This is a genomic window from Blattabacterium cuenoti, from assembly GCF_014252035.1.
GTDB lineage: Bacteria > Bacteroidota > Bacteroidia > Flavobacteriales > Blattabacteriaceae > Blattabacterium > Blattabacterium cuenoti_Z.
In genome coordinates this window covers 230,293-249,579 of record NZ_CP059207.1, presented here as the reverse complement: position 1 = coordinate 249,579, position 19,287 = coordinate 230,293, and the positions used below count along the sequence as shown (strand labels likewise).

20 protein-coding genes and 1 tRNA gene are annotated in these 19,287 nt (G+C 24.7%); 12 read left to right on the top strand and 9 right to left on the bottom strand.

The annotated features are described in order from the left end of the window. Positions 1–6: 6 nt before the first annotated feature. Positions 7–330 (bottom strand): FtsL-like putative cell division protein, encoded by a 324-nt coding sequence (locus H0H49_RS01185; RefSeq protein WP_185864669.1) that lies wholly within the window; start codon positions 328–330, stop codon positions 7–9. A 31-nt stretch (positions 331–361) separates the two neighbouring features. After that, positions 362–1,255, bottom strand: coding sequence for a 16S rRNA (cytosine(1402)-N(4))-methyltransferase RsmH (gene rsmH / locus H0H49_RS01180; protein ID WP_185864668.1), 894 nt, complete (start codon positions 1,253–1,255; stop codon positions 362–364). An 80-nt stretch (positions 1,256–1,335) separates the two neighbouring features. Here rsmH and tgt point away from each other — a divergent pair, with 80 nt between their 5' ends. Together tgt and H0H49_RS01170 are read left to right on the top strand one after the other, a co-directional pair. Continuing rightward, a complete protein-coding gene (gene tgt / locus H0H49_RS01175) occupies positions 1,336–2,469 on the top strand; it encodes a tRNA guanosine(34) transglycosylase Tgt (RefSeq protein WP_185864667.1) in 1,134 nt (377 codons plus the stop codon). Positions 2,470–2,493: 24 nt separating this feature from the next. Next, positions 2,494–3,576 (top strand): LptF/LptG family permease, encoded by a 1,083-nt coding sequence (locus H0H49_RS01170; protein ID WP_185864666.1) that lies wholly within the window; start codon positions 2,494–2,496, stop codon positions 3,574–3,576. Positions 3,577–3,588: 12 nt separating this feature from the next. On the opposite strand, the gene H0H49_RS01165 is transcribed toward H0H49_RS01170, so the two are convergent. Further along, complete coding sequence (locus H0H49_RS01165; RefSeq protein WP_185864665.1) at positions 3,589–5,100, bottom strand: Do family serine endopeptidase; 1,512 nt, start codon at positions 5,098–5,100, stop codon at positions 3,589–3,591. 121 nt (positions 5,101–5,221) lie between these two features. Here H0H49_RS01165 and dapF point away from each other — a divergent pair, with 121 nt between their 5' ends. Continuing rightward, positions 5,222–6,019: a diaminopimelate epimerase gene (gene dapF, locus H0H49_RS01160; RefSeq protein WP_185864664.1), complete on the top strand. Its 798-nt coding sequence runs from the start codon at positions 5,222–5,224 to the stop codon at positions 6,017–6,019. A 10-nt stretch (positions 6,020–6,029) separates the two neighbouring features. Next, entirely contained in the window at positions 6,030–7,124 is a 1,095-nt protein-coding gene (locus H0H49_RS01155) for a zinc-binding metallopeptidase family protein (RefSeq protein ID WP_185864663.1), read from the top strand. Here the strand turns inward: H0H49_RS01155 and ychF are convergent. Continuing rightward, positions 7,114–8,166 carry a redox-regulated ATPase YchF gene (gene ychF, locus H0H49_RS01150; RefSeq protein WP_185864662.1) on the bottom strand — a complete coding sequence of 351 codons (1,053 nt, stop codon included), beginning with the start codon at positions 8,164–8,166 and terminating at the stop codon, positions 7,114–7,116. The two genes, H0H49_RS01155 and ychF, sit on opposite strands and share 11 nt — an antisense overlap. An 82-nt stretch (positions 8,167–8,248) precedes the next feature. Between ychF and tatC the strand changes: the two genes are divergently transcribed. Then, on the top strand, positions 8,249–9,055 hold the full coding sequence (tatC, locus tag H0H49_RS01145; RefSeq protein ID WP_394798473.1) for a twin-arginine translocase subunit TatC: 807 nt from the start codon (positions 8,249–8,251) through the stop codon (positions 9,053–9,055). Between the two features lie 58 nt (positions 9,056–9,113). On the opposite strand, the gene H0H49_RS01140 is transcribed toward tatC, so the two are convergent. Next, positions 9,114–9,836, bottom strand: coding sequence for a hypothetical protein (locus H0H49_RS01140; RefSeq protein WP_185864661.1), 723 nt, complete (start codon positions 9,834–9,836; stop codon positions 9,114–9,116). Between the two features lie 85 nt (positions 9,837–9,921). Beyond that, on the bottom strand, positions 9,922–10,356 hold the full coding sequence (gene smpB, locus H0H49_RS01135) for an SsrA-binding protein SmpB (protein ID WP_185864660.1): 435 nt from the start codon (positions 10,354–10,356) through the stop codon (positions 9,922–9,924). A gap of 79 nt (positions 10,357–10,435) precedes the next feature. Between smpB and H0H49_RS01130 the strand changes: the two genes are divergently transcribed. From H0H49_RS01130 to murI, 7 genes are all read left to right on the top strand, one after another. Further along, a complete protein-coding gene (locus H0H49_RS01130) occupies positions 10,436–11,293 on the top strand; it encodes a transketolase (protein WP_185864659.1) in 858 nt (285 codons plus the stop codon). Positions 11,294–11,299: 6 nt separating this feature from the next. After that, positions 11,300–12,277 (top strand): transketolase family protein, encoded by a 978-nt coding sequence (locus H0H49_RS01125; protein WP_185864658.1) that lies wholly within the window; start codon positions 11,300–11,302, stop codon positions 12,275–12,277. 4 nt (positions 12,278–12,281) lie between these two features. Then, entirely contained in the window at positions 12,282–12,611 is a 330-nt protein-coding gene (locus H0H49_RS01120) for a nucleotide pyrophosphohydrolase (RefSeq protein WP_185864657.1), read from the top strand. 5 nt (positions 12,612–12,616) lie between these two features. Continuing rightward, positions 12,617–13,870, top strand: coding sequence for a carboxyvinyltransferase (locus tag H0H49_RS01115; protein ID WP_185864656.1), 1,254 nt, complete (start codon positions 12,617–12,619; stop codon positions 13,868–13,870). A gap of 453 nt (positions 13,871–14,323) precedes the next feature. Beyond that, positions 14,324–14,395 (top strand) — tRNA-Glu (locus H0H49_RS01110). A gap of 17 nt (positions 14,396–14,412) precedes the next feature. Continuing rightward, positions 14,413–14,646, top strand: a complete 234-nt coding sequence (gene rpsT / locus H0H49_RS01105) for a 30S ribosomal protein S20 (protein ID WP_185864655.1) — start codon at positions 14,413–14,415, stop codon at positions 14,644–14,646. Positions 14,647–14,669: 23 nt separating this feature from the next. Then, complete coding sequence (gene murI / locus H0H49_RS01100; protein ID WP_185864654.1) at positions 14,670–15,488, top strand: glutamate racemase; 819 nt, start codon at positions 14,670–14,672, stop codon at positions 15,486–15,488. Positions 15,489–15,496: 8 nt separating this feature from the next. Here the strand turns inward: murI and H0H49_RS01095 are convergent, their stop codons facing one another. The 3 genes from H0H49_RS01095 to H0H49_RS01085 are packed head-to-tail and all read right to left on the bottom strand — an operon-like array spanning position 15,497 to position 19,162. Beyond that, positions 15,497–17,761 (bottom strand): NADP-dependent malic enzyme, encoded by a 2,265-nt coding sequence (locus H0H49_RS01095; RefSeq protein WP_185864653.1) that lies wholly within the window; start codon positions 17,759–17,761, stop codon positions 15,497–15,499. 41 nt (positions 17,762–17,802) lie between these two features. Then, positions 17,803–18,264 carry a FixH family protein gene (locus H0H49_RS01090; RefSeq protein WP_185864652.1) on the bottom strand — a complete coding sequence of 154 codons (462 nt, stop codon included), beginning with the start codon at positions 18,262–18,264 and terminating at the stop codon, positions 17,803–17,805. A 25-nt stretch (positions 18,265–18,289) separates the two neighbouring features. Then, positions 18,290–19,162: a cbb3-type cytochrome c oxidase N-terminal domain-containing protein gene (locus H0H49_RS01085; RefSeq protein ID WP_185864651.1), complete on the bottom strand. Its 873-nt coding sequence runs from the start codon at positions 19,160–19,162 to the stop codon at positions 18,290–18,292. Between the last annotated feature and the right edge of the window lie 125 nt (positions 19,163–19,287).

Sequence of the window (19,287 nt, the reverse complement as noted above, 5' to 3'; positions counted from 1 at the left end):
ATTACATTATTTATTTTCATTTAAAAATAATTCATATGGAGGTGATTCTAAATGTTTCAATCCATTTACCAATTTTTTTCTTATAAATGAAGATAATTGCATTTGCATACATTTACTATGTATGTCTGCATATTCAGATTTTAACTCCTTTATTTCTTCATTAATTTTATTGATTTTCTTAATTTTTCTATCCATCATATGAGAACTAGTGATACTAATTAAAGATAGTATAGTAAGAAAAACAATAAAATTCCAATTGCGATAAGCATCTTCTTTTACTAGAAAATTACCCTTTAAAATATCTTTAACAACTCTTATAAATACCTTCATATTATTTTTCATTTCCTTTTACTCTTATTATTTAAATTTTTTCTGCAATTCTTAGTCTAGCACTTCTTGATCTTGTATTATTTATGATTTCTTTATAACTAGGTTTAATAACTTTTTTATGTATCATTCTAAATGGAATAGGTTGAAATATTTTTTCCATTAAAAATCCTTTTTTAAAAAAATATTTAGTAATTCTATCTTCTATAGAATGGTATGAAATAACTGCTATTCTTCCTTTTGGAAAAATAATTTTAGAAGATTCTAACAAAAGATTTTCTAAAGCATGAATTTCATTATTCACTTCTATTCGTATAGACTGAAAAATTCTAGATAAGAATCTTTTCCGTTTGTAAAAATTTCCTTTTATAAAGAAAATATTAACTAGATCCGAAGAAAATATCATATTTTTTTTTGAACGTTCTTTTATTATTTTTTTCGAAATTATATTCGCATTTTTAAACTCTCCATATTTTCTAAATATGTATAATAGTTTTTCTCTAGAAGATTCATTGAGAACATTTATAGCTGAATAAGAAGATTCCTTATTCATTCTCATATCCATAATACAATTATGTTGATTAGAGAAACCTCTTTCAACATTGTCTAATTGATAAGAAGACATCCCTAAATCAACTAATATTCCAGATACTTTTGGAATATTTTTCTTTTTTAGTATATTTTTTATTTGAATAAAGTTACTGTGAAATAAGTGTAATCTTTTATCCTGAATGCAATTCATTTTTATTGAATCTTTATCTTGATCTAATGCTATTAGAATACCATTTTTACTTAATTTATTCAAAATAGCATAAGAATGTCCTCCTCCTCCAAACGTGGCGTCTACATAAATTCCATTTTTATCTGTAATTAAATTTTCTATACTTTCTTTTATAAGAACCGATTGATGATGGTAATTTTTCTTCATTTTAAACTATGATAATGCGAAATTATACTTTATAATCATCATATGTTATATACATTATTTAAATATTGTAAATTTTTAAAATGAAATTTCATTTAATAAAAACAGATAACTCTTCTAAGGCAAGAGCAGGTATTATTGAAACAGATCACGGAAAAATAGAAACTCCAATATTTATGCCAGTAGCTTCAAAAGGATATATTAAATCCGTACCTACATCGGAATTATTGTATAATAAAAATATGCCAAATATAATACTTGGTAATACCTATCATTTATATATTCAACCGGGAATTGATGTATTATATCAAGCAGGTGGTATTCATTCTTTTATGAATTGGAATCATCCTATTTTAACAGATAGTGGAGGTTTTCAAATTTTTTCTATGAGAAAATTAAATAAAATAACTGAAGAAGGTGTAATTTTTAAATCCATTATAAATGGATCTTCTCATTTATTTTCTCCAGAAAAATCTATGGAAATTCAACGTTTTATAGGAGGAGATATCATAATGGCTTTTGATGATTGCCCAGCTTTTCCTTGTAGTTATAGTTATGCAAAATTATCCTTAAAAAAAACACATTATTGGTTAGATAGATGTTATTCATATATACAAAAAAATCCAGAAAAATATAATTACAAACAAAGTTTTTTCCCTATTATACAGGGAAGTATTTATAAGGATTTGAGAAAATATTCTGCAGACAAAATATCTTCATTTCAAGTAGATGGATATGCTATAGGAGGGCTAAGTTTAGGAGAAACAAAAGAAGAAACTTATAATATTATTAATTTATTAACAGATTTATTACCTAAAGATAAACCAAAATATTTGATGGGAGTGGGAACTCCTGTTGATATCCTTGAAGGAATATCTTTAGGAATAGATATGTTTGATTGCGTTATACCAACAAGAAATGGACGTCATGGAATGTTATTCACATGGAACGGTATAATGAATATAAAGAATAGTAAATGGAAAAAAGATTTTTCATATTTAGACGAATTTGGAAATTCTTATATAGATCGTTTATACAGTAAATCTTATGTTAGACATCTTTTTATTTCTAAGGAAAATTTAGCTAAAGAAATTGCATCTATTCATAATATATCTTTCTATTCTAATTTACTTCAAAAAGCAAGAATTCATATTATAAACAATAACTTTTCATCTTGGAAAAAATCTGTAATACCATTATTAAAACAACGTTTGTAATTTTTATTTAACAACATAATAAATATGAAAATTATTGACCGTTATATTTTTCGTAATTTTATGATAAGCTTCATAGTCATAACTATTTTTCTTCAGTTATTATCAGTAGTGATAGATATTTCTCAACGGATGCATCGTTTAGAAAATAACCATGTATCAATAAAAGAAGCTTTGATTTTTTATTATCCATTTTGGTCCATATGGTTAGCTAATATTTTTAGTCCTATATCTGTTCTTTTATCTGTCATATTTTTCACATATCAATTAACAAAAAACTCAGAAATAACTGCTCTTTTAGCAAGTGGGATTAGTTTAAAAAGAATTACTTTTACATATTTACTATCGGCTATTTTCATCGTATTAATTTCCATTGTTATAAATTATTATATTCTTCCAATAGCAAATAAAAATAAAAATAAATTTTTCTATCAATATTTATTGAGTCCAAAATATAAGTATGAATATCATAACGTTAGTGCTAAAATTTCAGATAACGAATATATATTCATCAGAAATTTTTCAAAAAAAAAAAATACAGGAAAAAATTTTGTATATCAAAAATTTATTGGAAATAAATTAATATGCATTATAAAAGCCAAAAATATTTTATGTAGTAAAAAAAGTAAAATATATATTTTACATGATTATATAGAAACTATAATAAAAAAAAATCATGATACTTTTTTTGTTAAGGGATTTTATAAAATCAAAAAATTATCTTTAACACCGGAAGAGTTTTTACCAGAAGAATATATAGCAGAGAATATGAACATTCATGAGTTAAAAAAATTTATCGAAATAGAAAAAAAAAGAGGGAATAACGATGTCAATATTTATTTAAATGAATTTTATCAAAGAATAAATCTTCCTTTTTCAACTTTTATATTTACTATATTGGGATTATCTATTTCTTTAAAAAAAAGAGATATAGGATTAAATATCATTATTGGAATAATATTATCTTTCATTTACATTTTTCTCATAAAAATTACAAAAATATATTCTACAAAAAATTATATTCCATCCTATTTCTCTGTTTTACTACCTAATATTTCTTTCGGAATAATAACATTATTTTATTATTACAAAGTAATTAATAATAAATAACTACTCAGTTAATTAATCCATTTCAAATCCAGCTATATATACTTGTCCATCTTGCTTAAGAGATTTTATAGTAACATCTCCTGAATATCGTTTTAAAATTCTATCAACATCACTAGGTTTTTTCATTTTTTCTCCATTAATGGATAAAATAATATCTCCTTCTTCCATTCCTATAGAACTGAGACGACCACCTTCTTTAATTTCTTTTATTATAATACCATAATCAATACCAAAATCCTTTTTGTAATCTTGGGTCATATATTCAAAAGTCGCTCCTAATAATTCCGATGGACTAATTTCTTCTTTAGTTCTTATTTTTATTCTTCCTTGTATATCTTTTAAAATAACGTTAAAAGTTTTATTTTCACCATTTCTAATAACATTTACTTTTATTTTATTACCTGGATATTTTGTTCCAATAATAAAAGAAAGATCAGCAATATTTTGTATTGGCTTTCCATCTATGTTTTTTATTATATCTCCTTTTCTAAGTCCAGCATCATATGCTCCACTTTTCTCAAAAACTTCTGCTATTAAAAAGCCTTTCTGTGGTTTTATATTTTGATTTGTTTCTTTATTATAATATTTTATATATTCTATTTTCGATAAATCTATTCCTTTTATTCCCAAATAAGCACGTTGTACAGATCCATATTTTTTTATATCTTTTACTACTTTTGCCACTAAATTAGAAGGAGCCGCAAAACTATACCCTATAAAGTTTCCTGAAGAAGAAGAAATAGCTGTGTTTATACCAATTAATTCTCCATTAGTATTTACCAACGCCCCACCACTATTTCCCGGATTTACAGCTGCATCTGTTTGAAAAAAAGATTCTATAGCTGATGGAGTTTCTCCTCTTAATATTCCCAAATTTCTATTTTTAGCACTTATTATACCTGCCGTAACCGTTGAATTTAAATCAAAGGGGTTCCCTATAGCTAAAACCCATTCTCCAACTTGGACTTTATTAGAATCAGAAAAATATATAAAAGGTAAATTTTTATCATTTATTTTCAATAATGCTATATCTGTACTTGGATCTTTTCCTATCAATTTGGCTCTATAAGTTTTTTGATCACTAAGAGTAACCTCAATTCTTTCTGCATATTTTACTACATGATTATTAGTTACAATATATCCATCCGGAGATATAATCACACCGGACCCATGAAGTCCAGGCATATCATTATTATTTTTTTGGTGTTTTTTTTCTCTACCTCCTCCTCCAAAATCATCAGGAAATCCAAAAAAGAAATCAAATGGATCAAACTGGCTATTATTGCTAGAATAATTTCTTACATTAACTACTGCATATATTGTTTTATCTACAACTCTAGTAAAATCAGGAAGTCCTGCAGAACTAACTAATGATGAATTTTCTGAAGATTCTGTTTTTGATTTATAATTATTATATGTGGGAAAAGATGTAGATGTTTCTTTATAATATTGTTTATATGCAGCTATGGAAATTATTGAACTCATCATGCTACTAAGTACAATATAAAAAACGATTCTCTTCATATATTTATTTTATATTTTATCTATTTATGTATTTATATTGATAGTATGTTGATATATGATATCAAAAACTGTACAATAATATAAGGAAAAATTCAAAAAAATAATATTAAATTCGTTATTTATGAAATTAAACTTTTTTAAATATCAAGGAACAGGAAATGATTTTATTATGCTAGATTTCAGAGAAAAAAATATTACAGAAAGCACTTTATTGTTCAAAACATTATGTGATAGAAATTTTGGTATTGGAGCGGATGGAGTTATTTCAATTCAAAATGATGAAAATTTTGACTTTTATATGAAATATTATAATTCAGATGGAAAAGAAAGCACTATGTGTGGAAACGGAGGAAGATGTGTCATTTTTTTTTCCAAACAATTAGGAATTATAAAAGATAATAAAACTTATTTTAGAGCAGAGGATGGTCCACATTATGGTTTTATTAAAGAAAATAATTTAGTTTCGATAAAACTTAAAAATTTAAAAAAAACTGATATAGTAATTCATCTAGAACATATTTTTCTTAATACCGGGTCTCCACATTGTGTTTTATTTGTAGAAAATTTACATAAAATAGATGTTTATAAGGAAGGAAGAAAAATTAGATTTAACAATCCTTACCTGAAAAAAGGAGTAAATGTAAATTTTGTGAAAATATTAGAAAAAAATATTTTACATGTTAGAACTTATGAAAGAGGAGTTGAAAAAGAAACTTTATCCTGTGGTACAGGTGTAGCAGCAGCTGTTATTGCAGCATACGAAACAAATAAAATATCTTACAAAGATAAAACAAAAATTCCCATTAAAACTACAGGAGGTAGTTTATTACTTTCGTTAAAAAAAACAGAAGAAGAATATAGGGATATTTATTTAACGGGACCTGCTGAATTTGTGTTTAAAGGAAGTATTTTGATTTAAAATTAAATATATGGAAAAAAATTATTATATTGATAACGATTCAATGAAATTTTTAGAAAAATATCTTGATGGAGTTTCTCCAAGTGGAGAAGAAACCGAGGGACAAAAAATATGGATCAACCATATGAAGACTTTTGTTGATAAAATACATGTAGATTTATATGGTACAGCAGTAGGTATCATAAATCCTAAAAAATCTAAACATAAGTTAGTTATAGAAGCTCATGCTGATGAAATATCTTGGTATGTCAATTACATTGCAGAAGATGGAATTATTTACGTTTCTCGTAATGGAGGGACTGATCACCAGATTGCAATATCCAAAAAAGTTGTCATTCACACAAAAAAAGGTCCAGTATATGGAATATTTGGATGGCCTGCTATTCATATAAGAAAATCTACAGATGAAAAACATCCTAATGTAGATAATATATTTATCGATATCGGAGCTTCTAATAAAAATGAAGTGATAAATTTAGGAGTTCATGTGGGATGTATTGTAACATATCCTGATAAATTCTTTATTATGAATGATAATTATTTTGTATCTAGAGCTTTAGACAACAAAATAGGTGGATTTATTATAGCAGAAGTAACAAAAATGTTAGTAGAAAATAGTATCGATTTACAATATGGATTATATATTGTAAATTCTGTTCAAGAAGAAGTAGGATTAAAAGGGGCAAAAGTGATTTCTCAATTTCTAAAACCTAAAATTGCTATTGTTACAGACGTAACACATGACACATCAATACCTATGGTAGATAAAAAAACACAAGGAGATATAAAATGCGGATTGGGACCTGTTATTGGATATGCTACTTCTATTCATAAGAATCTTAGAGAAACTATCATAGATTCTGCTAAAAATAATGAAATACCTTTCCAAAGATTAGTATCATCTAGATATACAGGAACAGATACTGATGCTTTTGCTTACTCTAATAAAGGAGTATATTCTGCATTAATTTCTATACCTCTACGGTATATGCATACTACAGTAGAAATGGTACATAAAAGTGATGTAGAAAAAACAGTATCATTAATATTTGAAACTTTACAAGAAATTAATAATAATAGATATAATATATTTTTTAACGATTAAAACGAAAATGAATAATGTCCCCATCTTGGATCAAATAATTTTTTCCTGTTATCAACATTTTACCTGCTTTTTTTGCATTTTCTTCTGAACGATATTTAATAAAATCATTATAATGAATCACTTCCGCTCGAATAAATCCTTTTTTTAAATCTGTGTGAATGACTGATGAAGCTTCATAGGCTGTATATGTCATAGGAATAGACCAAGCACGTATTTCTTTTTTACCTACTGTGAAAAAAGTATGTAAATTTAATAATTTAAATGTTTCTTTAAGTACTTTTTCTATTCCTAAATTTGTCCAATTATTTTCTTTTTCTATTATCTTTTTTGTTAAAGATAAAGTGACTAAAATAGAATTCTCTTTTTTTATGATATTTTTCAAATGATCTATATGATCATTAATTGTTTTATTATTATTTTCATTATCATTTACATTACATATATATATCACAGGTTTAACAGTAAGTAATTGTAAATTCTTTATACAATTTATTTCTTTTTCTTCTTTGAAAGGAAACATTCTGATATTTTTTCCTTTTTTTAAAAAAAGAAGAATATTTTTTAATACATTTAGAAGATATTCTTCTTTTTTATCTCTTTTCTTTTTAATTATTTCTATTTTTTTTTCTATAGATTCTAAATCTTTCAGTTGTAATTCTATATCAATAATCTCTTTATCTCTAATAGGATTCACCGATCCTTCTACATGAAGAATGCTAATATCTTGAAAACAACGAATCATATGAAGTAGAACATTTGTCTCTCGTATATGTGATAAAAATTGATTACCTAAACCTTCTCCCTTATGAGATCCTCTAATTAATCCTGCTATATCAACTATTTTCAATTCAGCCGGTATGATTTTTTTTGTATCAATTATTTTTTTTAGTTGATATAATCTATGATCTGGTACTTTTGTAATTCCGTGATTAGGTTCTATAGTACAAAAAGGAAAGTTTTCTGATAAAACTTGAGAATTAGAAATTATATTAAAAAATGTTGATTTACCTGAATTTGGTAATCCAATAATTCCACATTTCATGATTAAATATTTTATTTTACTTAGTTAGTTCCGATAAAATATAAAAAACATTTTATATAAAAAAAGGTTCGTCTTTTTAATTATGAATCAACAGAAAAAAATTCCATTCTGGAAACATATTGAAGAATTAAGAAAACATATAATTCATTGTTTATTTGCAATTGTTATTACAATGATTTTTTTAATGAAAAATAAAGAAATTATATTTGATCATATTATTTTTGGACCAGCAAAAAAGAATTTTATTACTTACCGTATATTTCAAAGTTTAACACATTATTTTTTTGGAATAGATTTTGTGTATTTCGATAATTTAAAAATACAAAATAGAAAAATATTTGGTCAATTTAATGTATATGTATGGACTTGTTTTATAGGAGGAATTATATTATCGTTTCCATATATAATATATGAATTGTGGAAATTCATAAAACCTGCTCTTTATCATGAAGAAAAAAAATATTCTATATTTATTTTCATAATAGCAACATTTTTATTTACATCTGGAGTTCTTTTTGGATATTTTTTATTATTTCCATTTTTAATTCATTTCGGATATTCTTTTAGAATAAGTCATTTTCCGGAAAATATATTTGACTTATCAGATTACATATCTTTAATTACACATTCTGCATTATCGATGGGTATTATTTTCTTATTTCCGTTTTTTATATTTTTTTTAACAAAAATGGAATTAATTACTTATTCTTTTTTGAAAAAATATAGAAAGCATGCATTTTTAATTATGTTAATTATAGCATCTGCTATTACACCTGGAGATATATTAAGTACAATAGTAGTTTTTATTCCTTTTTTATTTCTTTATCAATGTGGTGTATACATATCATTTTATGCAGCAAAAACACCTTCAAATGATATGAAAAAATGATACAACATCGTTCAAAAATGAAATGATAATGAAGTTAGTTGTATCACTTTTTTTTTTATTATGAATAATTATGATGATGAATATTTTTCATTTTTCTATGGATGATAGATAAAATATTATTGCCACTTTTTTTTGTTTTTGTATTTTTTTTACTGATATATTTATTATTTGATCCAAAACTGAATATAAAACCTATATTATGTTTCCAGAAGTTTAAATAATCTTTAGATTGTCTAGCAAAAACATGATTATAAGTACTTTCTATACTAACCCCAAAATTAGGTACTAACCATAAGTTTAAACCTATTCCTCCATCTATAACAAAAAAGTTTTTTTTATTAGTTTGAAAATATTTTGTATCTGATATTTTTAATTTTGTTTCTTTATAATTATTAAAATTGTGTATACCTGCTCCGAATTTTAAATAAGGATCAATTTTATGATTCGGAATAACATGTAAATTAATTCCACTTACGGATTTAAAGAAAAATACATCTTCTAGTTCCCATTTATTATTTTTTATCATACCAGATGAAGCATTGGTATATAACACTATATATTTATTTAAATTATGTCCAATTTCGATATTAGAAATAACAGGATCAAAACTATTTTGTTTTTTATCAAAAAAATTTTTAAAAGGATAATTGATAGGAAAATAATTTATATCATGAGTACCTATTTTCACAAAACATTTTTTATCTGTATTATGATTATGTGAAAAAATAAATGAAGAAAACATAAATAAAGATAAAATAATAAAAAAATTTACGATTTTCATAAAACTATAATTTCTATTTACTAAAACAAATATAATATTTGATTTTAAAAATCAATAATGCAATCTTTGAAAATCATTAATTTTTTTAAAAAAATATTTTTTTATTGTCTCTATCTATATCTTTTTTTCGTATAGATTCACGTTTATCATATATTTTTTTACCTTTTGCTAGTGCTATTTTCATTTTTATATACCCTTTTTTGTTAATAAATAATTCTATAGGAATTATTGTTATACCTGGATCCTTTAATTTTTTTTCTATTTTTATCAATTCTTTTTTATTTAATAATAATTTTCTTTCTCTTCGGTTATAATGATTACGATCTGTTCCAAATTTATATTCAGATATATACATATTAATTGAATATAACTCTCCGTTTTTTATATGGCAAAAACTTTCGTTTATACTAGCTTTATTTTCCTTTATAGATTTTACTTCTGTTCCAAGAAGCTGAATTCCAGCAATATATTTTTCTAATAAATAGTATTGAAACTTCGCTTTTCTATTTATAATACTCATAATTAATTGTTATTTTTGTGTTGTTGTCATGTTACCGGATTGACTGAAACAAAAATATAGAATAAAAAAAATAAGTAAAATGAATGTACATTATTTAAATAGTTTATGTTTTCAAGTAAGAAGGGATATATTACGTATGATTCATCATGCAGAATCGGGACATCCGGGTGGTTCTTTAGGATGCACGGAATATTTTGTTGCTTTATATCATAAGATAATGCGTTACGACCCAAAAAGATTTACTATGGAAGGAAAAGGAGAAGATCTATTTTTTTTATCTAATGGTCATATATCTCCTGTTTACTATAGCGTATTATCTCGTTCTGGATTTTTTCCTATAAAAGAATTATCAACTTTCAGAAAGTTAAATTCACGTTTACAAGGACATCCTTCTGTTCATGGAAAATTACCTGGAATTAGAATTTCTTCTGGATCCTTAGGACAAGGAATGTCCGTATCAATAGGAGCGGCTTTATCAAAAAAATTAAGTAAAGAGTATAATTCTATTATATATAGTTTACATGGAGATGGAGAATTAAATGAAGGACAAATTTGGGAAGCAGCTTTATATGCTGGATCTAGAAAAATAGATAATTATATAGCAACTATAGATTATAATGGACAGCAAATAGATGGAACTACCGATGATGTGTTACCTCTTGGAGATTTAAAAAGAAAATTCCAATCTTTTGATTGGAACGTATTAGAAGAATTCAATGGAAATGATGTTGAAAAAGTTATTAGAATTCTAAAAAAAGCAAAAAATGAAACAGGAAAAGGTAGGCCGATTTTAATTCTTTTACATACTATAATGGGATATGGTGTAGATTTTATGTTGGGGAAACATATTTGGCATGGAAAATCTCCTAATAAAGAGGAATTAAATATAGCTTTGTCTCAACTACCTGAAAGTTTAGGAGATTATCCTTTATCATAAAAATATATGAAAGAATATAAAAAAAAATATGAAAATCAAGGTTTAAAAGAAACCAGAGCTGGATTTGGTGACGCATTAACATTTCTTGGAAGTAATAATAATAAAGTGATAGCTTTATGTGCTGACCTTACTGGTTCTTTATGTATGAAAGATTTTTCGAAAAAATTTCCGGAAAGATTTTTTCAAATAGGAATAGCAGAGGCAAATATGATTGGTATAGCTGCTGGTATAAGTATTGGAAAATATATTCCATTTACAGGAACATTTGCTAATTTTGCAACATCTCGTGTGTATGATCAAATACGTCAATCAATTTGTTACTCTTATAAAAACGTCAAAATATGTGCGTCTCATTCCGGTTTAACTCTTGGAGAAGATGGTGCTACACATCAATGTTTAGAAGATATTGGAATGATGAAAATGTTACCAGGGATGACTGTTATTAATACTTGTGATTACAATCAAACTTATGCGGCAACTTTAAGTATATGTGAGCATTTAGGACCAGTATATCTTCGTTTTGGACGTCCTTCTGTAGCTAATTTTACAGATAAAAACAAAAAATTTGAAATAGGAAAAGGTATTCGTTTAATAAAAGGAAAGGATATTACCATTGTTAGTACAGGTCATTTAGTGTGGGAATCTTTAGAAGCTTCTAAAGAATTATATGAAAAATATGGAATTGAATGTGAAGTAATAAATATTCATACAATTAAACCATTGGATCATAATATTATTTTAAAATCTGTTGAAAAAACAAAATGTATCATAACGGCAGAAGAGCATAATTATTGGGGTGGTTTAGGTGAAAGTATTTCTAGAGTTATTGCTATGAAAATAGGATCTATTCCTCAAGCTTTTGTAGCTGTAAATGATACTTTTGGTGAAAGTGGAAAACCTATGGAACTTATGAAAAAATATAATATTGATCGTAATTCTATTATAAATCATGCTCAATATATAATGAAAAAAAAATTCGAATAAAATTTTGGAAATAAAAAAAATACAAAAATTAGTTCATAATTGGATTATGAATCATGGTGTACGATATTTTGATATATTAACTAATACAATTCTTTTATCTGAAGAAGTAGGAGAAGTTTCTAGAATTGTTGCTAGAAATTATGGCGAACAATCTAAAAGAAAAAATTGTAAAAAAAATGATGATCTTGGAAGCGAATTATCAGATGTTTTATTTGTTTTGATATGTTTAGCTAATCAAACAGGAATTGATTTGGAAAAATCTTTTTGTAAAAAATTAAAAGATAAAAAAATCAGAGACCATGATCGACATTATGAAAATGAAAAATTAAAATAGAAATAATGAATATAGATTATATTAAAGTAAAAAAAGATAAGTCTTCTTTATTTGGATCTGTATCAATCAATGGATCTAAAAGTATATCTAATCGTCTTTTAATTTTAAAGGCTATTTATAAAGATGAAATTGATATTGTTAATCTTTCTAATTGTGAAGATACAGAGTTATTAAAGACGAGTTTAATCAGTAATTCTAATGTATTAAATATTCATCATGCTGGAACTGCAATGCGTTTTTTAACCTCTTATTTATCTATACAAAAAGAAAGAGAAACGATATTAACAGGATCAAAAAGAATGAAAGAAAGACCAATTTTGGTATTAGTGAATGCTTTAAAAAAATTAGGTGCTAAAATATTTTATTTAGAAAAAGAAGGTTATCCTCCAATAAAAATTTTAGGTAAAGAAATTACGGGAGGAGAAATAGATATAAATGCAAAAATTAGTAGTCAGTATATTACTTCTTTAATGTTAGTAGCTAGTAAATTTAAAAATGGTCTCAAAATTTATATGAAAGATAACATAACATCTTTTCCATATATAAAAATGACTTTTAATCTACTTACTTTGGCAGGTATAAAAGTATTATGGGAAAATAAAGTTATTCATATTTTTCCAGGTAAAAAACAACAAAAAAAATGTTTTTATATAGAATCAGATTGGAGTTCTGCTTCTTATTATTATTCTATGTCGGCTATTGCAAAAGAAAGTAAGATTACTTTATCTTCGTATAATATTGATAGTTTACAAGGAGATAAAAATGTTTCATCTATATACGAAAAATATTTTGGCGTATACACTTCTTTTAAAGAAAGTAAAATAACCATTTATAAAAAATTTAATTTTTCTTTACCAAAGTTTTTTGAATTAGATTTGAATAATACTCCGGATCTTGCACAGACTATCGTTGTAACTTGCGCCATTATTGGAATAAAGTGTTATTTGAAAGGATTAGAAACATTAAAAATAAAAGAAACTGATAGATTAATAGCATTAAAAGAAGAATTATATAAAATAGGAATTATAACAAGTATAACAAATTCATCTATAAGAATAGATGATTTTTATCAACAAAAAAAAAATGATAATATTTTTTTAAATACTTATCAAGATCATAGAATGGCGATGTCTTTTGCTCCATTAGGATTACTAAATACTATTTGTATAGAAGATCCATACGTTGTTAATAAATCATATCCTAATTTTTGGAAAGACTTAAAATCTATAGGATTTTCTATCGAAAATTATTTTGAATAAAGTATTATTATTTCCGTAATGTATTTATTATATTCATTGATATTTTTTTTCATATATTCTATGAATAATAATTTTGATATAACTATTTTTATTCTGTAAATTAATTACTTTCACTATCTTATCTACTATATATACTGTAGGTTATGGTACGGTACTACTGAAATAATGAATTTTCTTCTATGTTTTTTATTTTTTCGTCATAATAATAAGGAAAAATACATTTTTTTGTTGTTATTATTACTTAATTTATTATATATAATTAGGTAGGGAACTTAATAATATATATTTATAGTTTTAGTTTTTATGTTTTTGTGGATTTATGGATAATAAATATATATATAGTGATATCACTTTTTTTTCCCTACATATTGAAAAACATTGTAGTTTACAATTAAATTTAAACTTGTATTAAATATAAAAAAAATATAATTTGTATTCATTACATTACTAGTAGGCCCATTCGTCTATTGGTTAGGACGTCAGGTTTTCATCCTGGAAAGAGGGGTTCGATTCCCCTATGGGCTATGTATTTTTAATTATTTATGGCAAATCATTTATCCTCTTTTAAAAGAATTAGACAAAATCAAATTAGACGTATACGTAATAAATATGCGTATAAAAGCACAAAAACAGCTATAAAAAAATTTTTAATTAATAAAGAAGGTTATTCTAAAGTAATATCTATGATTGATAAATTAGTTAAAAGAAATATCATTCATAAGAATAAGTCATCTAGACTAAAAAATAGTTTAAGAAAAAATATATCTAATAAATAAGAAATATTATTATTTATTAACTAATGAAAATAGATGCTCCTATAGGAATATTTGATTCTGGTATTGGAGGAGTAATTATAGCTAAAGAAATTACAATGCAAATGCCGAATGAAAATATTATTTATTTTGGAGATACTATGAATATGCCATATGGAGAAAAATCGAAAGATTTTATTATAAAAAACTCCATAAAAATAGTTTCTTTTTTTTTGAAAAAAAAATGTAAAGCTATAGTTATTGCATGTAATTCTGTTACATCTAATGCTTTAGAAGAGATTAAAAAAAAATTTAATAGAAAGTTCATAATATTTAATGTAATAGAACCCATAGTAAAAAATAAAATATTACTTACTTCTAATAGAATAGGAATCATTGCAACACCTGCTACTATACGTTCAAATTTTTATGTAAAAGAAATAAATAAATACTATCATCATCTAGATATAATTCAAGTATCTGCTCCTTTACTTGCACCCATGATAGAGAAAGGAATAGAAATTATAAAAATAAAAAATATAATAAAAAATTATTTGAATAATTTAAAATCAATAGATACATTATTATTAGCCTGTACTCATTATCTATTTTTTAAAAAAGAAATAGAAAATTTATATTATGGAAGAGTTCATATACATATAATTGATATACAAAAAATAGTAGTACAAGAGATAAAAAAAATATTAAAAGAAAAAAAATTATATAGTACAACAACTTCATCATCATATCATCATAAAAAATTGGAAATTTTTTATACATCTACTTTTATACCATGTTTTTTCAAAAAAAAAATTTATACTCTATTTGGAAAAGATATTTTATTTAAAAGATATGTTTTTAATTAATAGATTTTCTAATTTCTAATTTGTGCATCTATAACAGATATAGTCGCTAAATTTACTATTTCTTCTATATTAGATTGCATTTGCATAACATGTGCCGGCTTTCGCATTCCTAACATTATAGGTCCAATAGTTTGAATATTACCTAACCCTCTAATAAATTTATAAGTTAGATTTCCTGATTCCATATTTGGAAATATAAATATATTTGCTTTTTTTTTAACTAGTTTAGAAAAAGGAAATTTACTAGCTAACAGAAATTCATTTAATGCAAAGTCTGGTTGTAATTCCCCATCTACTATTAGATCCGGATATTTTTCATGTAAAAAAGAAACTGTTTTAGAAACTTTAGAAGAAATTTCAGAAGAAAAATTTTGAAAAGAAAGCATAGCTACATGTGGTTCAATATCAAATTCTTTAACTACGTTAGATACCATAATTGCAATTTTGGCTAATTCTTCACTGGTTGGGTCTGGTATTACTGCTGTATCTGCCAAAAATAAAGGACCTTTTTTTGTTAATAAAATCATCATTCCTGCTATTTTTTGCACTGATGGAGCTTTTCCTATCACTTCTAACATTGGACGTAAACTTAAAGAAAAACTTCTAGAATAACCTGTAATAACTGCATCACTTTCTCCTTGATCAACCATCATAGCTCCAAAGTGATTATTGGTCCGCATACGAATTTTGGATTCATATAGAGTTAAACCCTTCCTATTTCTCCTTTTCCAAAGAATTTTAGAAAAATATTCAATTTTATTTTCTTCTTTAATTGGATCTATTATTTTTAATTTAAAATCAAGATGATTTTCAGCCATTAAGCGTTTTATACATTTTTCATTTCCTAGTACTATAGGAGTAGATATAATTCCCTCTTCATTAAGAATTTGAATTGATTTAAGTATATTATATTCTTCTCCATCACAAAAAACAATTTTTTTTGGATTTGTTTTTGCTCTATTTTGAATCATTCTAAGTATTTTACTTTCATAACCCATCCTATCTAATAATTTTTCTTTATATTCTTTCCAGTTTAAAATAGGATTTTTTGCTACTCCAGAATCTATAGCAGCTTTAGCAACTGCAGGAGCAACACGTGTAATTAAACGATTATCAAAAGGTTTTGGAATAATATATTCCTTTCCAAAGGAAAGGTTTTTCTTATTATATACAATATTTACTTGTTCTGGAACAGGTTCTTTTGCTAGAGAGGCAATTGCATATACAGCCGCTAATTTCATTTCATCATTGATCACTCTAGCATGAACATCAAGAGCTCCTCTAAAGATATAAGGAAAACCTAAAACATTATTTACTTGGTTTGGGTAGTCGCTTCTACCAGTAGCCATAACAACATCTGGACGAATTTTAATTGCTAAATTATAGTCTATTTCTGGATCAGGATTTGCCATAGCAAATACAATAGGATTTATAGACATACTTTTCAACATATGAGGTTTTAAAATTCCTCCTATTGATAGTCCAATAAAAACATCGGAATTTTTTATAGCTTGTTCTAGAGTAAGAATTGGGTAATTATTTACAGAAAACTCTTTTTTTTCTTTGTTCAAATCAGTTCTTGAAGAATGTAATAAACCTTTACTATCAAACATAAGTATATTTTCTGATTTTATTCCAAGTTGTTTGTAAGTTTTTGTGCAAGAAATAGCAGCGGCTCCAGCTCCATTAACTACCATTTTTATTTTATGAATATCTTTTTTAACAAAGTCAATAGCATTTAGTAATGCTGCTCCTGAAATAATAGCTGTACCATGTTGATCATCATGCATCACGGGAATGTCTAATTCCATTTTAAGTTTTCTTTCTATTTCAAAAGCTTCTGGAGCTTTAATATCTTCTAAATTAATTCCTCCAAAAGTAGGAGAAATTGATTTTACAATATTTACAAATTTTTCAGGATTTGATTCATTAATTTCTATATCGAAAACATCGATTCCAGAAAAAATTTTAAATAAAAGGGCTTTTCCCTCCATAACTGGTTTAGAGGCTAATGCCCCAATATTTCCCAACCCTAATACTGCAGATCCATTAGTTATTACTGCAACAAGATTCCCTTTAGAAGTATATTTATACGCTTTTTTGGAAGAAGAAGCTATTTCTTTACAAGGTTCTGCTACTCCAGGTGAGTAAGCAAGAGAAAGATCTCTTTGACTACTATATTTTTTTGTAGGAGTTATTTGTATTTTTCCAGAAGGAAACTGGCTATGGTAATTTAAAGATTCTTCACGAAAATTATTTGTTTTTTTTCTCATTATGCTAAATATTAATAATTCCGAAATAAATGAAATTTTTATTATTTCCAGAATATATTTTTCTCAAAAAGATATTTTTTTGTGTGATATTTCCATTTAATTATAATTTTGTAACATCCTTTTTTCATCATTTTTTTTGGAATAAATAATACGTTAGAATATTTTGATATTTTGAAATGTCTTGTAACATCTAAATCCTTAGAGGAAGATCTGAATAAAGTAAAATAACCATGTATAATATTATCATTACTTATTTTATTATCATATGGTATTATTATTTTAATACCATTATTATTGACAATAATTTCTACTTTTTTATCGAGATTTAATACATTTTTTTTCTCATTTATAGTATCTTGATATTTTATTTCTTCTTCATAATACCTATCTGATACAAGTTGACTTTCTACATTTGGGAAAAAAAAAGCTATGTAAATGATAAAAATCATAAAAGTAATCAAAGATAACACTATTCCAACATCCCAACTGAATTTTATTTTCATAATAAAAAAATAGATGAATTTTATTTTATATACTCCAATTCAAGTTTTTTTTTCCTTGTGGTAATTTTCCTTTTGGTTTTTTAGGGTTTCTATTAATGTAATAAACATAACTAGATATTTTTTCAATATCATTTCCTTTTATTTCTCCTGATTTCCCAAAAGCTCGCATAGTTGGATTATTATCACTTCCATTCCATATTATAAAATATATGTTTTTAAATAAATCTTTTTCTTTTATATTTATCCAATAATTATCTGTTAAATTAGGACCGATATTTCCACTACCGTCTGATTGATGACATGTAGCACAATTTTCTTCAAAAAGAGTTTTTCCACTATCTATGAGTTCTTCTTTAAATGAAGCATTTTCTATGGTAATTTGAGGAGTATTTTTTTCAAAAATTTCAATTTTTTTCAGTTGATCTTTATAAGATATGTCATATTCTTTATAAGGATTAGAATAATCTATCAATAAATAAGAGAAAAAATAAACTGCTGAAAATATAATTGTAATTAAAAATAAATGAACCCACCAAATTGGTAGTTTATTATCTAATTCTATAATTCCGTCAAATCCGTGATCAATTTTTTTAACTTTATCATTTTTTTGATCAAAAAATATGAATTTATAAAGTCTATAAAAATAATTTCCTTCATTTTCTTCTAATATATTTTTTTTTATCTCTTCCGGAATAGATTCTAATCTTTTTTTAAAAATTAAATTTTCAATGAATTCTAAAACTATTAACAATATCGTAATTATAATAAAGAAAAATATAGTAATAGGATGAATAATGTAATTCATCATATTATAACTTTTAAAAAAAGTGTATAATATATATACTATAATCGATAATGTAGAGGAAATCATAATAAAAGATGAAATTTTATATCTCATAAATTCTGATGATTTTCTTTATTTTCTAAAATAGAAATACTTTTTTCTTGATAATATTTTTTAGATCTAAAAAAAATAAAAAATAATATTATCAAGAAAAAAGTTAAAAAAAATATCACAAGCAT

Excerpts from the sequence above, each read along its gene's own strand:
- dapF (WP_185864664.1), top strand. The coding sequence starts at position 5,222 with ATGAAATTAAACTTTTTTAAATATCAAGGAACAGGAAATGATTTTATT.
- H0H49_RS01090 (WP_185864652.1), bottom strand. The coding sequence starts at position 18,264 with ATGAAAATAAAATTCAGTTGGGATGTTGGAATAGTGTTATCTTTGATT.
- H0H49_RS01115 (WP_185864656.1), top strand. The coding sequence starts at position 12,617 with ATGAATATAGATTATATTAAAGTAAAAAAAGATAAGTCTTCTTTATTT.
- H0H49_RS01170 (WP_185864666.1), top strand. The coding sequence starts at position 2,494 with ATGAAAATTATTGACCGTTATATTTTTCGTAATTTTATGATAAGCTTC.
- murI (WP_185864654.1), top strand. The coding sequence starts at position 14,670 with ATGAAAATAGATGCTCCTATAGGAATATTTGATTCTGGTATTGGAGGA.
- H0H49_RS01185 (WP_185864669.1), bottom strand. The coding sequence starts at position 330 with ATGAAGGTATTTATAAGAGTTGTTAAAGATATTTTAAAGGGTAATTTT.
- H0H49_RS01095 (WP_185864653.1), bottom strand. The coding sequence starts at position 17,761 with ATGAGAAAAAAAACAAATAATTTTCGTGAAGAATCTTTAAATTACCAT.
- ychF (WP_185864662.1), bottom strand. The coding sequence starts at position 8,166 with ATGAAATGTGGAATTATTGGATTACCAAATTCAGGTAAATCAACATTT.
- H0H49_RS01140 (WP_185864661.1), bottom strand. The coding sequence starts at position 9,836 with ATGAAAATCGTAAATTTTTTTATTATTTTATCTTTATTTATGTTTTCT.
- H0H49_RS01165 (WP_185864665.1), bottom strand. The coding sequence starts at position 5,100 with ATGAAGAGAATCGTTTTTTATATTGTACTTAGTAGCATGATGAGTTCA.
- H0H49_RS01130 (WP_185864659.1), top strand. The coding sequence starts at position 10,436 with ATGAATGTACATTATTTAAATAGTTTATGTTTTCAAGTAAGAAGGGAT.
- tatC (WP_394798473.1), top strand. The coding sequence starts at position 8,249 with ATGAATCAACAGAAAAAAATTCCATTCTGGAAACATATTGAAGAATTA.
- tgt (WP_185864667.1), top strand. The coding sequence starts at position 1,336 with ATGAAATTTCATTTAATAAAAACAGATAACTCTTCTAAGGCAAGAGCA.
- rsmH (WP_185864668.1), bottom strand. The coding sequence starts at position 1,255 with ATGAAGAAAAATTACCATCATCAATCGGTTCTTATAAAAGAAAGTATA.
- rpsT (WP_185864655.1), top strand. The coding sequence starts at position 14,413 with ATGGCAAATCATTTATCCTCTTTTAAAAGAATTAGACAAAATCAAATT.
- H0H49_RS01155 (WP_185864663.1), top strand. The coding sequence starts at position 6,030 with ATGGAAAAAAATTATTATATTGATAACGATTCAATGAAATTTTTAGAA.
- smpB (WP_185864660.1), bottom strand. The coding sequence starts at position 10,356 with ATGAGTATTATAAATAGAAAAGCGAAGTTTCAATACTATTTATTAGAA.
- H0H49_RS01085 (WP_185864651.1), bottom strand. The coding sequence starts at position 19,162 with ATGAGATATAAAATTTCATCTTTTATTATGATTTCCTCTACATTATCG.
- H0H49_RS01125 (WP_185864658.1), top strand. The coding sequence starts at position 11,300 with ATGAAAGAATATAAAAAAAAATATGAAAATCAAGGTTTAAAAGAAACC.